General features: G+C 59.6%; 18 protein-coding genes and 2 pseudogenes. 3 read left to right on the top strand and 17 right to left on the bottom strand.

Going from position 1 to position 19,586, the window contains the following annotated elements; genetic code table 11:
* Window positions 1-37 precede the first annotated feature (37 nt).
* The 6 genes and pseudogenes from AC5ZGW_RS38010 to AC5ZGW_RS37985 form a co-directional block, all read right to left on the bottom strand.
* On the bottom strand, window positions 38-793 hold the full coding sequence (locus AC5ZGW_RS38010; protein WP_245474882.1) for a FecR family protein: 756 nt from the start codon (window positions 791-793) through the stop codon (window positions 38-40).
* 93 nt (window positions 794-886) lie between these two features.
* Window positions 887-1,036, bottom strand: a pseudogene (locus AC5ZGW_RS38005) (DUF4880 domain-containing protein); the annotation flags it as partial.
* A gap of 100 nt (window positions 1,037-1,136) precedes the next feature.
* Entirely contained in the window at window positions 1,137-1,649 is a 513-nt protein-coding gene (locus tag AC5ZGW_RS38000; RefSeq protein ID WP_130227844.1) for an RNA polymerase sigma factor, read from the bottom strand.
* Entirely contained in the window at window positions 1,646-2,254 is a 609-nt protein-coding gene (locus AC5ZGW_RS37995; RefSeq protein ID WP_496114055.1) for a secretin and TonB N-terminal domain-containing protein, read from the bottom strand. The genes AC5ZGW_RS38000 and AC5ZGW_RS37995 overlap by 4 nt, the downstream gene beginning before the upstream one ends.
* A 1,122-nt stretch (window positions 2,255-3,376) precedes the next feature.
* Window positions 3,377-3,763 carry an AMP-binding enzyme gene (locus tag AC5ZGW_RS37990; protein ID WP_130227842.1) on the bottom strand — a complete coding sequence of 129 codons (387 nt, stop codon included), beginning with the start codon at window positions 3,761-3,763 and terminating at the stop codon, window positions 3,377-3,379.
* A gap of 188 nt (window positions 3,764-3,951) precedes the next feature.
* A complete protein-coding gene (locus AC5ZGW_RS37985; RefSeq protein WP_245474880.1) occupies window positions 3,952-4,821 on the bottom strand; it encodes a c-type cytochrome in 870 nt (289 codons plus the stop codon).
* 394 nt (window positions 4,822-5,215) lie between these two features.
* Between AC5ZGW_RS37985 and AC5ZGW_RS37980 the strand changes: the two genes are divergently transcribed.
* A complete protein-coding gene (locus tag AC5ZGW_RS37980) occupies window positions 5,216-5,431 on the top strand; it encodes a hypothetical protein (protein WP_130227841.1) in 216 nt (71 codons plus the stop codon).
* A gap of 130 nt (window positions 5,432-5,561) precedes the next feature.
* On the opposite strand, the gene AC5ZGW_RS37975 is transcribed toward AC5ZGW_RS37980, so the two are convergent.
* The 7 genes from AC5ZGW_RS37975 to AC5ZGW_RS37945 all read right to left on the bottom strand — a co-directional run bounded on the left by AC5ZGW_RS37975 (window position 5,562) and on the right by AC5ZGW_RS37945 (window position 10,837).
* Window positions 5,562-5,891 (bottom strand): hypothetical protein, encoded by a 330-nt coding sequence (locus AC5ZGW_RS37975; protein WP_130227840.1) that lies wholly within the window; start codon window positions 5,889-5,891, stop codon window positions 5,562-5,564.
* A 244-nt stretch (window positions 5,892-6,135) separates the two neighbouring features.
* Window positions 6,136-6,519, bottom strand: a complete 384-nt coding sequence (locus AC5ZGW_RS37970) for an aminotransferase-like domain-containing protein (RefSeq protein WP_130227839.1) — start codon at window positions 6,517-6,519, stop codon at window positions 6,136-6,138.
* Between the two features lie 131 nt (window positions 6,520-6,650).
* Window positions 6,651-7,076 carry an aminotransferase class I/II-fold pyridoxal phosphate-dependent enzyme gene (locus AC5ZGW_RS37965; RefSeq protein ID WP_130227838.1) on the bottom strand — a complete coding sequence of 142 codons (426 nt, stop codon included), beginning with the start codon at window positions 7,074-7,076 and terminating at the stop codon, window positions 6,651-6,653.
* A 329-nt stretch (window positions 7,077-7,405) separates the two neighbouring features.
* The gene (sorB, locus tag AC5ZGW_RS37960; RefSeq protein WP_130227837.1) at window positions 7,406-7,738 is read right to left on the bottom strand and encodes a SorB family sulfite dehydrogenase c-type cytochrome subunit; all 333 of its coding nucleotides are present in this window, start codon (window positions 7,736-7,738) and stop codon (window positions 7,406-7,408) included.
* An 11-nt stretch (window positions 7,739-7,749) separates the two neighbouring features.
* Window positions 7,750-8,958: a SorA family sulfite dehydrogenase catalytic subunit gene (gene sorA, locus AC5ZGW_RS37955; protein ID WP_130227836.1), complete on the bottom strand. Its 1,209-nt coding sequence runs from the start codon at window positions 8,956-8,958 to the stop codon at window positions 7,750-7,752.
* Between the two features lie 336 nt (window positions 8,959-9,294).
* Window positions 9,295-9,702, bottom strand: a complete 408-nt coding sequence (locus AC5ZGW_RS37950; RefSeq protein WP_130227835.1) for a DUF302 domain-containing protein — start codon at window positions 9,700-9,702, stop codon at window positions 9,295-9,297.
* Window positions 9,703-9,865: 163 nt separating this feature from the next.
* Window positions 9,866-10,837 (bottom strand): MBL fold metallo-hydrolase, encoded by a 972-nt coding sequence (locus AC5ZGW_RS37945; RefSeq protein WP_130227834.1) that lies wholly within the window; start codon window positions 10,835-10,837, stop codon window positions 9,866-9,868.
* Window positions 10,838-11,664: 827 nt separating this feature from the next.
* Between AC5ZGW_RS37945 and AC5ZGW_RS37940 the strand changes: the two genes are divergently transcribed.
* On the top strand, window positions 11,665-12,078 hold the full coding sequence (locus AC5ZGW_RS37940; RefSeq protein ID WP_130227833.1) for a hypothetical protein: 414 nt from the start codon (window positions 11,665-11,667) through the stop codon (window positions 12,076-12,078).
* A gap of 477 nt (window positions 12,079-12,555) precedes the next feature.
* Here the strand turns inward: AC5ZGW_RS37940 and rclC are convergent, their stop codons facing one another.
* The 3 genes from rclC to AC5ZGW_RS37925 all read right to left on the bottom strand — a co-directional run bounded on the left by rclC (window position 12,556) and on the right by AC5ZGW_RS37925 (window position 16,604).
* Entirely contained in the window at window positions 12,556-13,449 is an 894-nt protein-coding gene (gene rclC, locus AC5ZGW_RS37935) for a reactive chlorine resistance membrane protein RclC (RefSeq protein WP_283813290.1), read from the bottom strand.
* 200 nt (window positions 13,450-13,649) lie between these two features.
* Window positions 13,650-14,879 (bottom strand): cupin domain-containing protein, encoded by a 1,230-nt coding sequence (locus tag AC5ZGW_RS37930; protein WP_130227832.1) that lies wholly within the window; start codon window positions 14,877-14,879, stop codon window positions 13,650-13,652.
* A 786-nt stretch (window positions 14,880-15,665) separates the two neighbouring features.
* Window positions 15,666-16,604 carry a helix-turn-helix domain-containing protein gene (locus tag AC5ZGW_RS37925; protein ID WP_165435365.1) on the bottom strand — a complete coding sequence of 313 codons (939 nt, stop codon included), beginning with the start codon at window positions 16,602-16,604 and terminating at the stop codon, window positions 15,666-15,668.
* Window positions 16,605-17,492: 888 nt separating this feature from the next.
* Between AC5ZGW_RS37925 and AC5ZGW_RS37920 the strand changes: the two genes are divergently transcribed.
* On the top strand, window positions 17,493-18,896 hold the full coding sequence (locus AC5ZGW_RS37920) for an FAD-binding oxidoreductase (RefSeq protein ID WP_130227830.1): 1,404 nt from the start codon (window positions 17,493-17,495) through the stop codon (window positions 18,894-18,896).
* Between the two features lie 487 nt (window positions 18,897-19,383).
* Here AC5ZGW_RS37920 and AC5ZGW_RS37915 read toward each other — a convergent pair.
* Window positions 19,384-19,586 (bottom strand): annotated as a pseudogene (locus AC5ZGW_RS37915) (hypothetical protein); the annotation flags it as partial.

Here is a 19,586-nt window from a genome sequence, read left to right as displayed (position 1 = left end):
GGCACAGAATCCAGAATTTTTTTGACTTTTTTTGCCATCAGCCCAACAGCATGATGCCGCCGGGCAACGTCCGGATCCTGGCGTTGAAGGCCTGCTCCAACCGCGTCAGAACATCGTCCATCTGATTGATTCGGAAACGGCCATTGACCTCGCGCTTCCCAAGGACTGCATTGGTTAGGATGATGCGGCCCGGCCGATAACGGTTGATTTCCGCGACCACCTCCGCCAGCGGCGTCGCGCGAAAGACGACAATGCCACGTTGCCAGTCAGACGCACTCTCCATGTCGACCGTCGCAATTTGGCTAAGTCCGCTCAAGTCGTAGCGGATCTGTTGCCCCCGCTGAAGTTCCGCCGCGTTTGCCCCGTGTACAATGTGAACCGATCCATCGAAACAGGTGACGCACACGGCCCCCTTCTGGTCGGACGTTATGTGGCGGACGTCAAAGCGGGCAGTGTTCGCGATGGCCGAGCCGCCCGCGGCCAGCACCGCCAATGCTCGGCGCGTGTGGGACGACGTCGCAAACGACGCCTCACCCGCGATCAGTTCGATTCGATCGACACCATCCTGGGGATGGCGAATCGCAAGACTCGTCTGCGTATTCATGTTGATCGAGACATTCTCTGCAAAGGTCACGACCCGCTGCTCACCGGTTCCGGTGCGAAAATCAGCGCGCGCCTCGGATAGCGACGGCCATAAGCCTAACGGCGGATCGATAGCGAGATACGTCGCCCCGGCGGCCGCAGCCAATCCGCCGCCGAGCAGGACGCGCCGGTTCATGACCTGACGGCGCAAGCTCAGTTCAGAGAGATCGACGGCCAGTTCGCCCCCGCGATGGCGCAGGACTTCACCGATCGGTCCGACGTCGCGCCAAGCGCGACGCGCCGCTGCAAATGCCGCGGCGCGATCGGGGCCTTGCGCCAACCAGCGCTTCAACGCCTCTGCATCGTCCGACGTTACGTCCCCGGACAGCAATTTCTGCGCCCAGGCGACAGCCTCACGTTCCACCGACCTAAGTTCGGCGGAATGGTCGCGCATTGTGGTCATCTCGGTCCCGCGCCGCCCGGCGCGTTGCTGCTATCGGCCATCAATGGCCCTTTGGCTTCAAGGACGATTCTCGACGGCCAAATGGACACGATCAATCCTGCAAATTCCTGAAACGTGCAACACAATGCTCGTGGGCGAGCCGCAATTCCTTTGTCACCAGGCGGATCGAAACGCCAAGCCGGGCGGCGATCTCCTCCCGCGACAGGCCGTCGAGGCGCCGGGCCAGCAGGATGGCCCGGCGACGCGGAGGAAGCTCAGCGAGCACCGACTCGAATGTCTGCAGATCGGAGCGCGCCTGCAAAGCCTGTTCGGGGCCAGGCGTCTCGTCAGCCAGATCGAACAGGCTGTCGATCTCGATGGCTGTCAGATGGCGTTTGTCGGCACGGCGCTGGTCTTCTGCCGCATTGAGAACGGCGCGGAAAAGATAGCTGTCGGGGCTTTGGACGACGCCGACGGAATCCGCACGGGACAGTCGTACCCATGTATCGTGCAACGCGTCTCCAGCGAGGTCCGCGGAGCCCAACCGCTTCGTCAGTCGTGCCTTGAGGTCATCATACCGATCGATGAACAGTCGTCGTAAGGTCGAAAGAGCTGCGTCCGTCAAGGTGCGCCTCTCGTCTGTCGCGCGACCGGGAGCGGGGCGTCGCAGCCCATGGTCACGCCGGCCGCTTGCGGTACGACCATAATGAGGACCGGTTGCCGGAATGCTGCGGGCGGCTCATCAAATCTGACATCGCGCAGGATTGCGTCTATGCGCTGATCGACGCCAACATTGCCAGATGAGCCAAGACGTTGCGACCGTTCGTTTGCGCCGTTTGGACCGATCCAGAACACTGCGACAAAGCGATAGTTGCCCGGAGGGGCGTCGCTGCTTCGACAGAATGCGTCTCGAAGTCGGTCCTGAATGAGACCATAGTACTGCCGATCCAACGCCGCCGAGCCCGACGGGCGTGATGCTGGCTTGCCGATTTGCGACGCCGGCAATAGCACGAACGAATTGTCGGCCATGAACCGCGCCGACAGCCCCGTTCCGGTCAGCAGCTTCTGCAAGGCCTCGCGTGGTGTGAATACACCATGGACATCGCCGGACACACGGCCTTGCGCAAGACTCGTATCGTAAAAGGCCTCCCGTCCGGTCACGTCTCCATAACGATCGAGCGAGGAAGCTAAGGGCTGCGTCGGAATGCTGAATTCGATCGGCCCGTCCATTGATGCGGTCTGGGCCAACCCCAATCCGGTCGTCGAAATAATTCCCGTCAACGCTAGCGCGGCCGCCCAAGTCCGCACGGGACCATGCCCAAGACAAAACAACTTGAAACCCGCTTCGATCCGGCCTGGCTATCGCTTCGACTTATTGAAGCATAGACTGTCCGTCGTGTAGACAGGACAACAACTGCCGTCCACGACGTGTTCGACGATCCACTTGCTGACGGCCTCGAGATAATGCGTCGGCAACCGCCCCCGTCGCCGACGATGCCGCGGAAGCTAACGAGCGAATATTACCGTTTCACGACAATGAGATTGATTGGCAATGCGATCAGCCCCGTCGACGCGACGGCCTCGTGAGTTCGAGCTGTGTGTACCGAAGCTAGACTAAACCCTGGGTAGTGGTGATGAAGGCCGTATTGGTTGGTTGCGGGGCAACCACCGATACCGACATTCGGTTCAAGTAGCGATCTGACTGTGGGCGTCCCTTGCGTCCCGAACGTAAGTAGCAATCGGAAAGATCAACAAAAACAGTGCAGTTTGCTCGCGATTGGCCACCATTATCGCCGTTTATTCACGGTGTTTCGGTGGTCAATTGGTGGTCAGCCTCCAATCTACTCCGATCGCTAGGTTAGGATAATTAGCGCTCGCGTGGGGTCTAGTAGGGTACGCCGGTAATTTTCCCAGCCAACAGCAGTTTATCGACTTGATCTCCATAGATGGTCCGACCGGCGCGGATCGACTGGGGATTATAGGCGAGTTGGCGCGGATCTCTAGGATGCAGCAATTATATTGATCGACGACACTGCGACCTGGTGGAGCAGAGTTGGTGGAGAGAATTTGCTCCAATCTACGGTTCGAAAAACGTCCCATTGAACTTCTCTCGCCAATTTTCCGTTCTGTATCGTCAGCAACCTGCCACTGCTACTTTTATGTTGGCATTAGTCAAAGAACTCACCGTGGGACATGACGAATAGCCGCGGTCTTCAGAAACCTAGTCTGGCTCTGCGGCAGCGAGGACAGGTGCTGGCGGCTGCTGCTGTTTCGCAAGACTGGCGGCGCACGGCTTTCGCGCGGAATCCTCAATCGATTCAATCTAATCCCACCCCGCTCTAGCGCCGGTTCTCACTGCAAACGCTGGTGAGCGGGTATGCCAAGAATAAGTTGTGCCAACGTTTGGCGATCAATCTCCCCGAGCGGGTTGCGCGGCACAGCATCCACGACCACCAGCAGCTCCGGCACTTTGTAATCCGCCAGCTGCTCCCTAGTGGCGCCCACAATGTTATCGATTGCCGCCTCGTCGCTACCGCCCTCAAGCTGCACAACGGCCGCCACACGCTGGCCTAGCACAGGATCCGGCGCGCCAAAGACCGCCGCATCGCGCACCAGCGGATGGCTCAGCAACGCTCTTTCGATCTCGATCGGTGAAATAGCGGACCCGCCGCGGACTATGACATCCTTCTCGCGACCAGCGGCCGGCGTCACGCTCCGGTACTTCATGCGTTGCGTCATCCGAGAATTCCTTACAAGGTTTTGAGCTGTCGGCGTCGCGGTACCGGTCGCGATCAACTTGATCGCGCCTCCGGATTTGCTCGCTGCTCCATTTCTTCCGCGGAAGCGATGTGCTCATCCGGCTCATTAGATAGTACCGAGATTTGTAATTCGGATTGCACCCTGCCCTGTCGCGCCAGCTCGATGGCTCAACTGCTCCACGGAGCGTCATGCAAGTCATGAAACAACGCGGAGACGTAGAGCAGCTCGTCCTCGAATTTTAGCTTCTGGCGGATTCCTTTCATCGCAGCGAACACAAACACCCGAACCGAGTGGTTGAACAACATCTGGCTTTCACGTTTTCGCACGGGTTCGGCGGCTGCGTGCGCGATGCTGCTATCGGGAATTGCGCTGCACCGCCTTCCGCAGCACACGGATCTCGGCCGGCGCAGCGGATCGCTTGGCAGCATGCCAGCACCGAGCATGGCAAGGCCGAGCATATTCATGTGATCGGGTGGATTTGGCGTCGGATTTCCTGCCGCCGGTACACTACGAATATACGCGATCACGGCCTTGATGTCGTCGTCGCTCAGTCGGCCGGCCCTGACGTAGGACATCAATGTCAGCCACCGGCCCTCCGCGTCGACGCCGTTACGAATTGCGCGGAAAATCTCGCCATCGGACCAGTGCTTCAATGGCCCGGCCGGAGTAAGATTTGCAGCCCCGAAGGACCCGATTGGAACCTGGAGTTCTACCGCGAGATCGTAGCCGCCGGTGAGCGTGCCAGCGTGTGAATGGCAGGCGCCACAAAGACGGTCGGCTATATCCTTGCCAGGCGCAGTGAGATCCGGCGTAGCCGCAACCTTGATATCGGGGATGGGCGCGGAGCGGCTGTGCCGCTTGATCATCCCGAGCGACGCGAGCGCGCTGGCAGACAACACCGGGACGGACAGCAGCGCCAACAGACCTGCGCCGCCCCATTTGCCGATGTGGTTTTTAACACGCCAAGTGCGGAAACCAGACCAGGCCAATAACGCAGCAATGACGATCAATACCACCAGCACAACGATGTTTTGCATTGCTACTCCTAGACAAATGATTGCGCACGCGGACGTGAACTGAGCAGAATGGAATCTGCCGGTCGTTCACGCCGACGACAAATCTCGCGAGGCAGCCGTCGGCAGCGTGCCGTCAAAGCTAGGCCACTGAGCGGGTGGCGTCGTGGGCCTAACGCGCCCGTTCGTGCCTTGCGCCACGCACGGGGTTGAACGTCGTCGCCCTGACTAGGCGAGACCGGAGAAGGCGGAAGCCACGGCGAAGCCGGCAAGCCCGATCAGGAAGACGGACCTGCGTCCATAAATTGCGTCCATAAATATCGCCAAGCCGTCCGCCGGTGATGAGAAAGACCGCATAGACCGCGGCTAGCCGGAAATGATGAGCTGCGCGTCCGCCGCCGTGGCGTGCAGACCCGACGTGATCGACGGCATCGCGGCAATGACGATTGCTTCATTTTTCTTTTTCAACTTTCGTTCAATCCATATCCGGTGGGCGACGGCGAGCCCCGCCGGTGAAACCCATCGCGCGGCAAACAAGGCAGGCAGTGACGGCGCGCATGGATATGATTCGCGGGAGTGGAATGGAATCAGACGAAGTGGATTGCCTCGCCTGTATGAACGTGCGTGCGATTGACAGGAGCGCGCCTCGACACCAACGGCAGCTTGTCGAAGGCAAGACGGCGCCGGCGGAAGGCTGCGGGTTTTTGTCCGCGAGTGGGCGCTCTATTGCGCTCTTGATGTGAATAACAAACTCGCCTTACCTGCTAATCCTTCGGTCGTACTAACCGTTGACCATAAAAGCACGTCTCCAGCTCAACGTAGCTTGGTGGGATCGAAGCGTCGTCAGCTGTTAACCCCATGCATATTTTCTTTTCGGACGGTGCAAATTGCGTCCATTGCTTTTGAAGCTGATCCTTTGCCTTTTGCTCGTCGTCCACACATTTCTTGATCGCTGCGCTCAAACCTACATTTGGGTCGAATACGGAGGCACTGTCGATTTTGCACCCCCGTTCAATGTCGAAGTTTGGAACGTTATGCGCAACCGTGACGATCAGTTGCGAAGCCAGGAGTAGAGGTAAAAATGAAATTATCATCCTTTTTCTTCCTCTTGCGTTTGCACGGACTGAAATAGCGCTCGCTTTCCGGAAATAAACCTGGCCCCGATGAGGCTGTATGGACCGGGGACCTACAGGCCAGAAAGGAAGCTAGATTCGGCCTGGGCATACCGCAGTTAAACTGCCTCGATAGATCAGAACCGCCGTCTGGTATTTTCAGTCACCCGGATGGGTACTCAGCGGCCCCTGTTAACGGCAACGCAGTTGGTTCGATTGCGTTGGCTCAGACGGATTTGGTCAATCGATGATTTAATGCGGTGGCGACGACATCCAATGCTCTGATGAGATCAGATCGACTGCTGGCGGCGCCGAGCGAGATACGAACAGCGTGAGGCGGAACGCTATCGACGGTGAATGGCTCGGAGCTGGCGACCGCAAGACCTTGTCTCTGAACATGCGGCGCCCATTCGGTGCTGGTCCAGTCACCCGGCAACGGGATCCAGATGTGATGGCCGTTGGGATGTGCCAAAAAGCAGTGTGGTGCGAGCACGCTGGCGGCCAACTTTTGTCTTGCTGCCGCTTCGGCTCGAATGGCGCCGATGATCGCATTGGCGCTGCCGTCCTGCAGCCACCGCGTGACAAGCGCGACGGTTAGTGGCGTCGGCATCTGAACGCTTGCGCGCAGCGCAGCCGCCAGAAGCTCCGCGGACGCGCGGCCGGGGGTCAGGACAAATGATACACGGAGGCCGGGTGCGATACACTTTGATAGGCTCGCCATGAAGTATGTCCGCTCCGGAATCAATGAGCAAGCGGCACCGCGTCCGGCTCGAGTGGGCCATAGGCGTCGTCTTCCAGCAGCAATACGTCGTTTCTCCGCACTATCTCGGCCACCTCCTCACGCCGACAAGGCGGCATTGTCGCCGTCGTCGGATTGTGGATAGTCGGAACCAAATACACCGCCTTGGGGGCATGTCGCCGACACGCCGCGTCAAGCGCGGTCGGAACGACGCCGTGCTCGTCCATCGGGACCCCGACCAGGCGAACGCCCGCATATCCGGCCGCAGCCCTTATCCCGGGATAGGTCAGCGCTTCAGTGAGAACCACATCACCCGGCGACATCAGCGTTTTAAGCAGATTGAAAATTGCGTTCTGAGTTCCCGGGCAGATCACGAGCCGATCACCACGCCCGTTCGCGATGCGCGAACGAAGCCACTCTGCAGCGATGTTACGCTCGGCTTGGCATGCTCCAAAGACTGAATTTCTTCCAACCGCCGGCCCCGACTTAGGGGATAGGGGCGAGGCTCTGGACCCACTTTCACCATCTCATTACGTTTTTCTGCGCGACTTCCCCGCGTCGTGAGCTGCCGCAAAAGGCAAGCGCCTTCCCGGAGAACGCGCCAAACTGCTCCCTGACTTCAGATAGTATTTGGTCGACCAGTATCTTCACCGGTGCCCGACTGATCCATATAGCGCCTCGAAGCCGTCCCGAGATCCACCCGTGAGGCCCCCGAGGCAGCGCGGGACCAGTTCGGCCGGATCGACAGGCAGTCGCTTTAATACGTCTGCGACAGATACTCGACGATCTTGCCGACGTCCGCTTCGTCGATCGGTGCGCCGTACACCTTGATCATCTTCATGACCTCGGCCTGCCAGAAATCCTTCTTAAACTTTGGGCCCTGTGGCTGAGTCTTTATGTAGTCGGACGAATGACACGCGGTGCAATTGCCTTGCGCCACCTCAAGGTTTGGCCCCGGCTTGAACGTGGCGGTTTCCGGAGGGAGCTCGTAAGAGACCGGTTTGGCCCGAACTGCGACGCTGATGCCGGCGATCGCAGCAACACTCGCCATCATCGATACTGCTCTCAACGCAGTCCTGTGCAAGGTCATGACTAGGCTCCTCAGGCTGCTGTAACAGACGTTGTTTCAATCACGTTGCGCATGTAGCCGGACGGATTCCATGTTGCAGTTTCGGGCTGTGTCTGCCCGGCCTGGTTGGTGGCGCGAACCTTGAGGTCATGCGCGCCGGGCGGCAACCCGACCGAGAGCTGCCATTCACGGAACGAATACTTGCCAAGATCCTTGCCGAGCTTGGCCGCCTGCCAGGTCTTGCCGCCGTCGGGCGACAGGCTGACGTCCTTGATACCAGTTCCGCCATCGAAGGCGATGCCTTTGACTATTGTGGGGCCCCCGGCCTTCACCTTGGCGCCGTTGGTCAGGTTGGTGATGAAAGAACGGACGTTGAGGCGATTGATCGGCACTGTCGACTTCGGTGCGGCGCCGGGATCGACGCAGGCGCAGCTGTTGTCCGGGATCCGATATGCTCCTTTCATCCAGAAGCCATCGAACACCGAGTCGAGCACGGTGATCTCGTTCAGGTGCTTGACCCAATAGGTCCCAAAATAGCCGGGCACCACGAGCCGCAGCGGGAACCCGTTCAGCAGCGGCAAGTCAGTCCCGTTCATGGCATAGGCCAGCATCACCTCGCCATCACGGGCGTGATCGATATCCAGCGCCTTGACGTAATCCGGTGTTCTATCGCTCACCGGACCATCGAGGCCGCCGAACGTCACCTGCTTGGCGCCCTGCTGCACGCCGGCCTTATCGAGTACCGCTTTCAGCGGCACGCCGCGCCAACGTGCATTGCCCATGGCGCCGTTGGCGAGCTGACCACCGGCGACGCGTGGATCCGAAAATCCCCGGCTATTGCCGGAACATTGATTGACTGCCACGAGATCAATGGCCGGCATCTTCTTGATCTCGGCCAGTGACAGCTTCAACGGCTTGGCGACCTTTCCTTTGATCTCAACGGAGAATGTATCCGGATCGATCTCCAGAGGAATATCGGCGAGATGGTAGCGCACGAAGAACGCATCGTTCGGCGTGAGCACATCTTCATTGAACACCGAGAAAGGCGTCTCCAACTGTGGGGGCCGGCTGGTCAGGCCGATCATCAAACGCTTCTGAGGGTATCTGACCAGCGGCCGCTCGCCATTGCCGAACGGCAACGTCACAGTCTCAGCCAAAGCTGAATTTGATGAAAATGGCAGAACGGCACCGGATGCTGCAAGCATAACTCCGGAGCGTATAAAGGTGCGTCTGTCGATCACAGCGGTCCTCCTGTTGCCTTGTGTCCAAGTGACGTTCAGCTCTCGCCGCAAGCGCCAAAGCGTTCCGCAAGATGATTGCCGTTCGAAAGCCACATCGTCGGTTGAGATCAAGCGATAGCGAAACCTTCATCACGCATGGCGGCGTGCATATTTCATCACGCTGTCATCGGCTTAGACCACCGAGTCGGCGGCGTCGTAGGCCTAACGCGTCCTTTCGTGCCTTAGGTCACGCACCAAGTTGGCGTTGTCGCCCCGCACATGAACACCGGATGCGTGACCGAACCGTTGGCGGATCTCCTCATCCGTTTCGATTTCATGACTGCCCTGGCGCTCTGTCTATTCGGGTTTCCCACCGGCGGCCTCGGCCGAGACGGCCGCCAGCATGGCTGACATGATGCCCACCGAAGGGAAAGCGTCCGGCGCCACGCCCTGTCCGGCCAGGATATCGCGGGGTTCGCGATACGCGATGCGGACGTGGCCTTCGGCGGTCTCATAGACTAAGACGCGCAACGGCAGGTCAAGGCCCAGCGTCTGGTGCGCCTGCATCAGAGGCGTGCCGGCGTTCGCCCCGCCGAACGTCACCACCGTGGTGCGGCCAAGCGTAAGGCCTGCGCCCCGCGCATTGGCGGCGTGGTCGACAATGCCGAACACCTCTACCTGCCTGTGCTTCACGCTGGCGACCAGGGCATTCAGCGTGTCGTCGAAAGGGCGGGAGGAAACGACGACGATCAAGCTATCAGTCATGTGTCACCCCTTGCAGCGGTTCAGACGTTCACACTGAGGCCGGCCAAGCCTCTTTGCCAATATTCCAGCTCGCGAGGCGGCGTTTCAATATCACTGCAGCCTGGATTGCGCCGTGGCACCAACCTAGCCCTTTTGTCGATGGCGGCACGGCCACGGCTACCGTCTACAGTCCTTCGTACACAAGTTTGGTGAAGAACTCCGGATCGATCACAAATCTTCCCCATTTGTCGTCGAAGGCCGCGGTCGGCTTCGCCGCAATGATTTCTTCGAGGGATTTCCCCTGTGACTTCAGTGCAACGATCTTATCGCGCACCGCGACCAGCATGTCGCGAAACTCGATCAAGTGAGCGCGGTTGCCGACCGGCCCATGACCAGGAACCAGGATTGTTTGATTCGTGGTGCGTTCGATAGCCTTGTTAGCCCAGGCGATGGCCGAATTGACGCTGCCGCCGTGTTCGTTGTCGATGAACGGATAGTATCCGTTCCAGAACGTGTCGCCGAAGGCCATCACATCGGCCTTTTCAAAGTACACCAACACATCGCCGTCAGTATGGCCGGGGCCGAAATGTTCCACCTTTATGGAGTCGCCCGCAAAGGTGAAATCCCTCTCATTTTCCACGATGATCGTCGGGCGCGCGCCGGCCGGAAGGGGAGCGAACGTCCAATTCCAATCATCGATGCGAGTGGTATCGGAAAGATGCTTCAGCGTATTTCTCTGTGCAATGATCGTGGCGCCGGCTGCCTGCATCCACTCGTTTCCGTCGGTATGATCCCAGTGCCAATGGGTGTTTACGACATATTTCAAGGGTGACGGGCTGATCTTATTGAGAGCCGCCTCCAACTTGTCTTTCGACGGCTTGATGCCGGCATCGACGAGGAACTTGCCCTCGCTTCCCGACAGAACCACGATATTTGCCCCGGATCCCATCAGGACATTGATATTGCCGCGCAAGGGCACGGTGACGATGTCGCCCTTGGCTCGCTCCAGATATCGCGCGCCGGCCCCGGTATGGAAATAGTCGCCTTTTACGGGTGCTGGCGCAGCGGCAAGTGCGGCGGCAGCATATCCAAAAGCAAGAAGAGCCGAACATAGGAATACGGCGGTCGATGGAATCGCAGGCAGGTTTGTCGGCATGATGTCCTTCCCTGACCCATACTAATTCAGCGTGGATGAGAATGGGTCTACTGGCTATTAGATCCGCACGCAGCCTTGTCGAAACGCACGCTTTGGATCGGCTCATTCCGTCGGTGCTAAGGGCATATGCGACCATCGCGTATGCTTTCCTTCACTTCCGATTGTTACGCTGATCGTCGATCTCGAAAGCCACGAGCTCTCAGATTGTGCGACAGGCGGTAGCCGCGGGCTTTGGCCTTCGCCTGCGCAGGTTCTATTGCAACGTTTGGAGTCGGGGTCGCGTGTCATCTGCGACCCACCTGACATTCCAGACAACGTCTGTGGTCACCAAAGATGCTGGGCCGAGCAGGTTGATGGCTCTGTATTGATCGTCGGACGCACTGACGGAGGTGCGCTCGGTACTAGATGGTTGGTATGGCGAAGGCTTCACCGACGTCTTGTAGAAACGCGATGCCAAAAGCGAAATTCGAGAAAGTGTTCGAGGCCGATGCCTTTGGACGTTGCAGGACAAGCAGACGCCCCCTTTCGTGGGATCGCCTCATCAAGGCGGTCAATCTATCGGCCAAGATTTCCGTGCAATGTCCAGAAAATCCTATGATGCCGGAAAGACGCGGGCGGACAGCGCCGTGTCTGTTCCCGCCTTTAACCCTGATGACCAAACCTGTCAAAACCGCCAATGACGGCAGCCATCGCGCGATGGTACGGCCAGAATTACTAATCTTGGTACTGTTCTATGCTCGGGGCGGAACAACTTTACTCGCTAGAACGAGGTAGCGGTACGGCAACCGCACTGCTGCCGAACGGAGAAAGTCATGAGACTTGTTAGGATGAGCAAGGACAAAGTCGGCCTCCTGGTGCTTCTTCCCACTGGCCTGCATGTGATCGACATCGCAAACAGCCTGGGTGTCTTTGCACCTCACGATCCGTTGTCAAACGGCCTTCTGAACGGCGCGCTAAAGGACGGTTGCAATTGGTCGCTGATTGTCAAGCATTGGGCTCACTTGCGATCGCCGCTCAAAAAACTGGCGAGCGTCGCTATAGCCAATCCAGGTCACTCATGCTTGGTCATGCAGCCGTTCACGGAACAATTGCTAACCGAAGATGCCACGGATGGCATCCTCGCGATCGATATAACCGACAGTGAACGTCCGGAAGAGCAGGATCCGAGGCGCCGGCCGCCATGGCACGACAGTTCAGTGAGTGAGCTTCCCGAGAATAAGTTCAGGCTCTTGTCGGGCTGACTGTTCAATGCAGAAGGCGCGATCAAGTGGAAAACTGGTCGATCCGACCTGAGAGTCTGAATTGAAGATCGCCTCGTCAGCTCACCGGCGTAGACAGCTGGTCGCCCAGAGGGTCATCAAATGCGCTCGTGATCAAGGGCGAAGCCTCGCAAACGCCCCGAAGCGGATGGCGCCGAGCCAGACCAGCGCGAACGGCAGCGCCCGATTGAGCGTCATGAGGGCGATCATCATGGCCGGGACTCCGCCGTCCAGTTCGCGGGCACATCGAGATAGGCCAGATCATCGCGATCGGCTATAGCACGAAGCCGAAGACCAGCGTGATCAGCCGGTGAGGCGCACCGCTGGGGCCCAAAGGTGTCCTCGTCGCCTCGCCGCGTGAACCGGCATCGAGCCCCATCAATCTGAGCACCAGCCCGATCACCACGAGCAAGCGTTGATTTGAAGCAAGTGATGCTCCGCCAGTCAGAGCTTCACCACTTACAGTTTCCCCACGCCGAGAAAATGGCGGACGCCTCCCAGATCAGAAGCAGGCTGCCGGCCGACCTCGAGCAAGGCGCGGGCGCTGTCGGTCATGATGAGCCAGCCGCCGGCCAACAGCATGACGTCCTTTATCACCAGCCGACCGGCGCCTGAGAGCCAAGGGAAGCCGTGCGGCGTATCGCCAAGCGCCGGGACCCAAACCTCGGGCGTCGTGATCAGGAACGACAACGTGACGAATGGCGTGAGAAAGGCCAGTATCGCTCCCAACATTCCGTATCGACGCGAGAAAAGCCCGACCAACGTCAGCAGGCCGATTATGATCTCGACTGAACCCAATCCATCCGAGAACGAATAGGTATGGTTTTCCGTCTGCCAGGCTCTATCAGCCGGCTTCAACTCTCCTTCCCTCGTAAGGTGGGCCTTGTATTGATTGGGATGCTTGTAAAAAAATGACAAAAACGGGCTGTTTGCAACGAACAGTGTAATACTGTCGGCCTCGTAGGGGGCGAACTTGAGCGCGCCGATCCACAGGAAGACGATTGCAATCGCCACGCGCATCACCTGCATACCTACCTTGTCGGTGTTCGCGATCCATTCAAGCACGAAACGGAGATAGCCGATCATGACCTTTTCCTCATCCATTTCATCGAACACGATTAGGTTGCAGCATCCGGTCGTGTCGTATTTCAATAATCCGAATGTTTTTTCAAAATACACGGCTTGCGTCGGATCGAAAGACGAGGATATCGGGTGCAGCTTTCGGGTTAGCTCTTCGCGTTCAAACAAAGTCACAGCAGAAAGCGAATGCGGGCTCTGATCTGCTGACTGCTGGGTTGGAAACGTACCGAGACGTAGCGTCTCCTGTCTGATCGCGCTACAATTCCAGTTCATTCGAGTGGCTCCTGTGACCCGCGGTATTCGGCCCCTTACCCCTGCTTACATGCCCGCTTTCGCGAGCAGGAGGCTGAGGCTTTGCCGCTGAGGCGAACCACGGAGCCTCTGTCCACCGCAAGCTTGGCGGCGGGTCCCGCCAGCCCCGGTTCACCGTCGGCGGCCGATGAGTGCGCCGCGACGCACTCCGACGTACGCCGTTATTCGGGCACGACCAGAGCCTTGGCCTTGCGCAGCCCATTCATCACTTGTGGATCCAGGTTCAGATGCGCCTGCACCAGTTCGGGCGGCGTGGCTGCCATCCAGGTGTCTAGAGAAAAGTCGACAAAGCGGTCGCTCTTGAACGTCTCGAGAAATCGCAGCGTGTTCGGCCCCGTGTTCTCGAGGTAGTGCCCCATCGCCACCGGCACGTACCCGACATCGCCGGCCTGCAGATCGAACGTTCGGGCCTGCCCCTGGCCGGCGAACACGCCCATGCGCGTCTGCCCCTCGATGACGTAGAGCCACTCGTCGCCATTGGGGTGCCAGTGCACCTCGCGCAATCCGCCCGGCTCGACTTCGACGAGCGCCGCGGCGGTCGTGGTGCTGATCGGGAACAGACGGGAATCGGTGATCCGCACCGATCCGCTTCTGGTCTTGATCGGCACCTGCTCCATCATCCGCCACGTGTAGTTCGTCTCCGCCGCCTGTGCGCCCGGTATGGCTTCGGAGCCGAGCGGCCCCGGTATCGGCGCGGGAAAAATATAGCGTTCGCTTTCCTCGGGGGTGTGGCCGAACAGCGCGGCAGGCACGCCGAAATTCTTACCCAGCACGTCGGGCGGCACGCGCCGGAACCAGTCGTTGAGCAGGAAAGTGTTGTCTTCGTCGAAGTCGCCGTCGTCGAAGACGAGAAGGAATTCGCAGCCGTCGGGACCGAGGCCCTGGATCGAGTGCGGGGTCCCGCCCGGGAAGAACCAGAGGTCGCCGACACCGACATCGTCGACGAAATAGCGCCCCTCGGAATCGACGGCCGTCACGCGCGCCTTGCCATACAGCATGTAGGCCCATTCCGACGCCTTGTGCCAATGCAGCTCGCGCACGCCGCCGGCGTTCAGACGCATGTTCACGCCGGCGATGGACGTCGCAACCCCGAGCTCGCGCCGCGTGACCTGGCGGGTCCAGCCGCCCGGCTCGAGCCGCACATGCGCATCGGAAAACGAGAAGCGCAGGTTCGGCAACGTGCCATGATCGGTCGATGGCGGAACCAACAGATCCGGGTTCTGCTGATCCCGCATCAGATTGCGCGGGCCGGGATCGGTGCCGCCGTGACCAGGCCGCTGTGGCTGTGGAGTAGCGGCGCCTCCGGTTTGCGCATGCGCGAGACCCGCAGTCGTAAGAAGACCACAGGCGGCGGTTGCCGCCAATAGATGCCGACGGGAAATGGAATCCATGCTTGGTTCTCCTAAGGGGCTGCTGCTGCGCACGACGCGGTGCTTGACTTCTCCGTGCGTCGTCGGACGGAAGCGGTTCACGCTATCAATGCAGTAGGCCATCCAACCGCGAACGAGGAGTTGGGAGTACCCTGCTTTCTCCGCAAGCTTTAGCCAGCGTCGATATTTCTTGTTAGCACGATTTCCAGCAGTTTCCGACAGGGCGCACTAACATTAGCACTGGCAGCCTCGATACCAATGAACTGACGTTCGCGGCCGATTGACCGCTCACGCCGACGCTCTCCCGCGGTCAACCGGCGGATGCTGAGGCGTCGGCAACTGGCTGCTCGCGCGCAGGACAATTAACTTTCGGCGAGACCGTGTAGCTTGCTTCGTTCAGCGCCAGCTGTTCTGCCGCACGTCCTTGGCCCGGCTGCCGAAGTCCTGCGACATCAATGCAAGAACTCGAAGGGCTGCGCATAGAAACCGTTGCAGAAGCCAGATCGTTTCGGCCAAGAGTCGACGCCTAAGTCGAAAAGCTGATAGCCCGTCAAGGCGCAACCAACGGCGTTAGGTTCTCGCCGTAGGACTCACGGCAGTCCTGATATGTCGGGATGTACTCGCCAGACTGAGAGGCCGCCAATTGATGCTGCGCGCGAAAAAGCGAACTGACGAGAATGGAATCTGTGATGGTCCACGCTGACGATACATTTCGAGACGCGGCCGTCGCCAGCTGCCATCTCAGACAGGCTACCGCGCGGCCGGCGTCCTGGGTCTAACGCGCCGCCGCGGCCGCTACGCCACGCACTAGGTTGGCGTCGTTCCCTGTAGGTGAACGCTGGGTGCGTGACCGAACCTTTGGCGGAACGCACGGGCGAAATTGTTGTAATCGCGATACCCACAAGCGTAGGCTATCTCGCTCAGACTCTGGCCCGACTTCATCGATGCCCGACGATTGATACTGCGCGCAGCTTGATCCAGGCGCACTGATTGAATGAAGCCGCTGCAGCTACAACCGCGGTTCGTGAACAGTTTTTGGAGATAACGTAGCGAAATACCGACCTCGGCCGCAATCTTAGATGGACCGAAATCCGGATCGGCAAAGCGATCTTTGACGACAAAGCAGATGCGCCTGAACAATCGATCCGAATGAAGGGACCTCGGTGCTGGATCTTCCGGCGCTAATAGCGCTCCGAGCAGATCAAAAACCGCCAATTGCATATAGTTGCCAGCCGACGTAGGCGTAGATACCTCTTCGTTGACGGCGTCCAGAACGAGTTGGAATAGCAGGCGTGATGCAGGCGTTCCAGAGCAGCCAGTAAGGCCGCCGCGCGGCTCGAATCCAACGCCACGAATCAGACGCTGGCGAGGCAACTGCAGTGTGATCCACTGTTCGTGGCCATCATTAAGATACGTCACCGGGCGGGCACAATTTACGAACGCGACATCTCCCACCCCCAGTGCTACGGCCTGATCATCTTGAATGATCGTTGATCGTCCAGCGACCTGAAATACGGCAAAGCAGTGATCAAGGCCGTCAAGGCGAATATCCCTTTGTGTCCGTTCGCAACGGCATTTGTTGTTCCTAATCTCCGACGCATTAAGTCCGAAGATGTCCCGGGGTCGAACTCGGCCGGCAAAGGCTTCAGGGTTGTCTATCGTGTGCAGCCCACAAATCGGGCGCAACAGATCCCTCCACTGTTCGTAATTCAACTCGGGCGTCTGCAGAAGGTCAGCACTGCGCATCAGACGGTCAGCACTCCGCATTGTCACCAAGATCCCTTAAGGCTGTGGTTTGAAGCTCCTAAAAGAGGGCTCCGATCCGACTCTTCAACGCCACGCGCAATCAAATGTTGGAGAAGCGCGCGATCGTGACACCCGGCAGTGATGAGCTGAGCAGCGCTGAGACGATCGGGTCGCCAGCTTAAAGATGAAGGCCCAGGTCCCAGGTAAATGAAGCCACGCCGAGAGGCCGATCAGCACCGCAACCAGGAACGCGAACCCTGGCTACCGGGTTGTGAGGCGCCGGCAATAGGTTAGTTGTTAGCGCGTACTTATTCGTTGATCTCCCGGCAGAGCCGGACAACATGCTCCGCATCCAACATTCCTACTACGTCCGGTTCTCACCTGGTATGTTTGGTTCTGGGTTGACTTGGTGATCCCTTCAGATTCCTTTACCACCCTGCTCTTCGTCACCCTGTTCTTCTACAAACCCGCCGATAGCGGATCACCGCGGCTTACGCGGTCTTGTCCGCGGCGACCTTCACCTCGACGAGATCGACGGAGGATCACGCTCTCGTCCTGCTTGCCCCCCCGAGACCTCGACCTCGCCGCCGAGATCGCGAGCGACACCATTCTGCACCGGCGACTTGCATGCCGCTGGCATACTCCAGTCAATCGTCGAATTCGTCGGGCGACGCCAGTGCGTGACGCGAGGCACGAAAGGGCGCGTTCGACCCACGACGCGGCCCCGCTCGGCGGCCTAACGTGAGGCGCGTCTGGTTTCGGAACCGCACTAATTCAGGCCCCACCCACACACCCGTAATCACGAACGGCGGAGGAGAACAACAGAGGCTTTTCGGACCGTCCACGCGTCTTGGCTTGGGTATGGCACTAGAAACAGGGATGTATGTCATGGCTTTTAACGATGCGTCGCTGCCGCCGGTATTGCCGGAAGATGCCGCGCCCCTCCTGGCTGCGGTCGCGGGTTCGGTTCTATTGCCGGGCGAGGCGGGATACGATGACGAACGCGCCGTCTGGAATCTGAATCACGAGCTGGTGCCTGCGGCGATCGTGGTGCCGGAGAGCGCGCGCGATGTCCAGGCCGCCGTTACTTTCGCGGCGGAGCAGCACCGGCCGGTCCTGGTGAAGACAACCGGCCACCAGATTGTCGGCCAGGCGCGCGGCGCCGTCGTGATCGCGACTCATCGAATGAACGACATAACGATCGACGTGGCCGGCCCCACGGCTCGGGTCGGCGCCGGAGCCCTATGGTCGGAGGTCATCGCAAAGGCGGCCAAAGCCGGGCTGGCCCCGCTGAACGGGTCAAACCCCACCGTGGGAGTCTCCGGTTATACGCTAGGCGGCGGCCTCAGCCCGACCCTCGGCCGCTCCCACGGCTACGCCGCCGACCACGTGCGTTCGCTCGACGTGGTGACCGCGGACGGCAAACTGCGGCATGTCGATGCCGAGTCCGAGCCCGACCTGTTCTGGGCGCTGCGCGGCGGCAAGGGCAACTTCGGAGTGGTCACTGCGCTGGAATTCGACTTGTTCCCGGTGACCCGCCTTTACGGCGGCGGCATCTACTTCCCCGGTGAGCGTACGGCGGACGTGCTGAGAGCCTGGACCGCTTGGCACCCGAGCACCCCGGAGACCATGGTCACGTCGATCGCCGTGATGCGGATGCCGTCGGTGCCCGGAGTGCCCGAGCCTGTACGCGGGAAGTTTCTGGTGTCCGTGCGGATCGCCTACAACGGCACGACCGCGGACGGCGAGCGGATGATAGCGCCGCTGCGGGCGGTAGCTCCGGCAGTCCTGGACACCGTGCGGGACATGCCGTACACCGAAGTCGCGTCGATCCACAGCGAGCCGACCGACCCGCTGCCCTACTACGAACGGGGCATCATGCTGCGAGAGTTTCCGGCGCAGGCGCAGGACAAACTGATCGAACTGGTCGGTCCGGATTCCGAGACCGCCCTGGTGATCGCCGAGCTTCGTGCCCTGGGCGGGGCGTGGGACCGGGAGCCGGCGATGCCCAACGCCGTAGCTACAAGGGGCCTGCCGTACAGCCTGCTCGGCGTCTCGGCCGGTCCGCTGTCGCAGGAGCAGCAACTCAAGAGGTCGGTCGCCGAGCTGCTCGACGGCATGAAGCCCTGGCAGGGCGACCGGCGTTTCGTGAACAACCTCGCGCCGGATGAGGCGGCCGACGGCGCGGCGATTTACGGGCCGGAGCGCTACGCGCGCTTGGCGTCCATCAAGAAAACCTACGACCCGGCCAACATGTTCCGGCTCAACCACAATGTGATTCCGGCCACCTGATTTGACAAAGCCGCCCGGCATCACGGCGAGCTGGCGATTTTGGCTGCTACTGAAGCTGCTACTGAATAGGCGGTCACACGAACTCTCAATTCGGTGGGCTCGATATAATTCCGCGCGGCCGCCCAAGCCTTGCTCGGTGCTGTATTGAAATCAATATAGAGAGCCGAAGGCAGAGCGACTCGCTGGAGTTACGGGCGGGCGATTTTCTTTTCAGGCGGGGACCGAAGGCGCGCTCGGAGGAGCTCAAGGCGCGGGCGATGATCAAGACGGGCATCCTGACGACGAACGCGAGCCATGCTGAAGGACCTACAGCGACGTGCGTCAGCGTTCGATTCTGCAATCCCGATTCTTTTTCGAAAGATGGTTGCTGGAGATTTCTTCATGCTTTGGCTGTGCGAAAGAGCTTAGCATTTTAGCGGAAGACTATGTTGCGAGGGATGAGTTGAGACCATAGACGCAGAGCTAAGCTCCTGTGTGTACCGAAAACCTAAAGCCGGACATAGTGGTGATGGAGTCCGCGGAGAATGGGGAACGATTTGATGCTTGCGGTCCGCTGAACCGGGCGAGAAACCGGCGCATCTTTGTCCAACGACCGATGCGTTCTGACACGATCGTAATAGTCGGCGTAGGATTGCAGAACCCGACGCAAATGCACCTCGCCCAGGACAATGATGTGGTCCAAACACTCGC

It is taken from the genome of Bradyrhizobium sp. Crot121, assembly GCF_059512385.1.
The sequence above is the reverse complement of the archived record's forward strand: the minus strand, read 5'-3'. Positions and strand labels throughout refer to the sequence as shown.